The organism is Rhodanobacter thiooxydans LCS2 (assembly GCF_000264375.1).
Lineage (GTDB): Bacteria > Pseudomonadota > Gammaproteobacteria > Xanthomonadales > Rhodanobacteraceae > Rhodanobacter > Rhodanobacter thiooxydans.
In genome coordinates this window covers 1-2,484 of sequence record NZ_AJXW01000124.1, presented here as the reverse complement: position 1 = coordinate 2,484, position 2,484 = coordinate 1, and the positions used below count along the sequence as shown (strand labels likewise).

Below are 2,484 nucleotides of genomic sequence, written 5' to 3'. Positions count from 1 at the left end.
CAAGTCGTGGTAAACGGGGCACGCTCGAACTGTCAAGGAGCGAAGCAGTCGCCAGCATGTAGTTGTAGGCTAAGCCGGTCTACCAGCGATGGCGCCGGCTACGAGTAGGCAAGCGCCTTTTAATTACCTCCGTCCCCTTTGTTGCTTTGTTGGCCATAAAGCGGTCAATGTATATAATGAGAAAGCAAAGGATCCCAGCCAGGCGGCAGTAGACAAGATCAAGGAAGGCACGAAGCCAGCGGATGGGCAGCCTGGAAAGGATGGGGTACTAGTAGGACAAGGTGCCGCCGCCGGGGCCGACGCCGCCGTTGAAACTGCAAAGGGTGTGGACGGCTCAAAGGTTCTTGTCGACAACGGAAAGACAACGGTTGTACAGCTGCCCGACGGTCGTAAAGTTGAATCTCATACTTCGACTCGGGGCGGTCAATACGAGGGCGATAGAACAGTGAAGATTCAGGACAAAGACGGAAGGGTTCGCCCAGAAAACATCATCCGCTACCCCGAGCCGAAGACTCAATGAATCCGTCGTGCACTCCATTTTGCTCATATCTGTCGGATCGCTGGCGCACAAGCCTTTTTCGGGCTGATATATTTCCCGGCTTTCCTTTTGTTCCGTTGAATTGGCAGGCGCTAGCTTTCAATCGTGACAACGCGGGCGATATGAGGCTGCCTAGCAACATTTGGCGGTGCCTGTTGGATCAGGCCCATGAAAGAACTCGCGACACCAGAGCATTCGTGGTTTCCCCCGCGCCAATAATCGGTGGCGTGGTCATGGAGCGAGAACAGCCATTTGTGGTGCCGCTTGATGAGCGGAGCGTGCTTGCGCACTTCAGTGACATGAGTTTGTATTTGCCCGAATTTTTCATGTCAACAGCGAGCGAGCGCTGGGCGATTTGGGGGGATTCTGACTTAACAGTGCTTGGCGCGGAATGCGAGCTAATAACTGCTGTCATAGAAGAATATGGCGGTGAAGCGAAAGCGATCGAAGAAATGGCTCGCGATTTTGGCCTGAGAAACACGACGGAAGACCACTCGATGTGGACGTATTTGAAGGGGCTAGTAGCTCAGCCGGAATCTCGACAGCTCGGAGCAATTAAAGGGGGCGGAGGCTGAGGTTTCACTATGAATCCCTTCGCGTAATCTCAGGGCCACCTCCGGCCTTGTTATGCCACATCGCCAGACGTTCTGGACGGATTCTGGAAGCCGGAGGGCGGGTGAATAACCCAATTAAAGGGGACGCAATTAAAGGGGCGGAGGCAATTAAATCTCCAACAACGTGGATACCGTGATGAAGAAATATTCGTGCATCTTGCTAACATTTTTTCTCTCGGTGGATATCTTTGCGCAAGATATTCCAAAAGTGAGTTTTGATGGTAGATTTGGGTCGCAGTGCATCGCTTTTTCTAGGAATTCTAAAGAAGGAGTATGTATTGCTCCATTTCAAAGAGTTTTGGTTAACCCGGAGAAATATAATCATAAACTGATCAGCCTGACAGGGTTTTTGGTTAATTCATTTGGAAGGCCGGTTTTATTTCCTAGCAGTGAAAGTTACAAGTCAGACATGCAGTTTGAGGGGATTGAATTAATGGGAAAACTCCCATTGGATAAAAAAGTTATGGATGGCATGGACAAGGGTGTTTTCCCAATAAGGGTGGTGGGTATTTTTGATGCGACGTATCAGGGTGCAGATGTGTTTCGCCTTGGAGCAATAAAGAATATTTCTTCGATAACTCTGCATCAGATTATCCCTGAGCGTTAAATAGGTCCAATTAAAGGGGACGGAGGCAATTAAATCTCGCTCGTTGCGCTTGGCCGCCCCCGTGGGCGGCAGGCAACAGGCCGTCCCAGCGTCTTTTCCACCATGCGCTGAAACCGCTCGTCACCCAGTGCACGTTCCTGATTCACGTGTTGCCGGATACGCGCAAGGTCATCGTCGGTCATGCCTTCCCGCAGCCATGTTCGATAGATCGCGTGGCGTTCATCGGGAGTGGGGGCCAGCGCTAGGTACAGCGGATGCGGCGTGATCAGTGGATCACAGGCGAGTCCGAGGTGCGTGTGGACGCTTGACCAGCGATAGTCCTGCGGACTGACGGTCATGGCCGCTCGCACGGGGGTTGAGTTCGATATATCGCATCACGGTCAGCAGATAGCGCTCGGTATCGACCAGACAGGATTTGAAGCGGCCTTGCCAGAGGGTTCCATTGCGCACGTGGCGGTAGTTGAATGCCTGGACGTAGGTCTGGCCGACGGCCCGCATGGCGGCCGACAAGGAGCCGGGTTGCGGCGAGGTGAGCAACAGATGGAAATGATTGTCCATCAGCACGAAGGCGTGCACCTGGACAGCATGCTTCCGGCAAGCGCCACGCAAGAGGCGACGAAAGTGATGCCGATCATCATCGTCCAGGAAGATGGCGCCCCGGTTTACGCCGCGCTGTGTCACGTGCAACGGAATGCCAGGTAGCTCAAGTCGTGGTAAACGGGGCA

General features: G+C 53.2%; 3 protein-coding genes and 1 pseudogene. 3 read left to right on the top strand and 1 reads right to left on the bottom strand.

Annotated elements, in window-relative coordinates; all coding sequences use genetic code 11:
• The first annotated feature begins 88 nt into the window (after positions 1-88).
• The 3 genes from UUA_RS19540 to UUA_RS19530 all read left to right on the top strand — a co-directional run bounded on the left by UUA_RS19540 (position 89) and on the right by UUA_RS19530 (position 1,759).
• On the top strand, positions 89-520 hold the full coding sequence (locus tag UUA_RS19540; RefSeq protein WP_153022949.1) for a hypothetical protein: 432 nt from the start codon (positions 89-91) through the stop codon (positions 518-520).
• Positions 517-1,113 carry a hypothetical protein gene (locus tag UUA_RS19535; protein WP_153022948.1) on the top strand — a complete coding sequence of 199 codons (597 nt, stop codon included), beginning with the start codon at positions 517-519 and terminating at the stop codon, positions 1,111-1,113. The genes UUA_RS19540 and UUA_RS19535 overlap by 4 nt, the downstream gene beginning before the upstream one ends.
• A gap of 175 nt (positions 1,114-1,288) precedes the next feature.
• On the top strand, positions 1,289-1,759 hold the full coding sequence (locus UUA_RS19530; RefSeq protein ID WP_153022947.1) for a hypothetical protein: 471 nt from the start codon (positions 1,289-1,291) through the stop codon (positions 1,757-1,759).
• Positions 1,760-1,788: 29 nt separating this feature from the next.
• Here UUA_RS19530 and UUA_RS19070 read toward each other — a convergent pair.
• A pseudogene (locus UUA_RS19070) lies at positions 1,789-2,484 on the bottom strand (REP-associated tyrosine transposase); the annotation flags it as partial.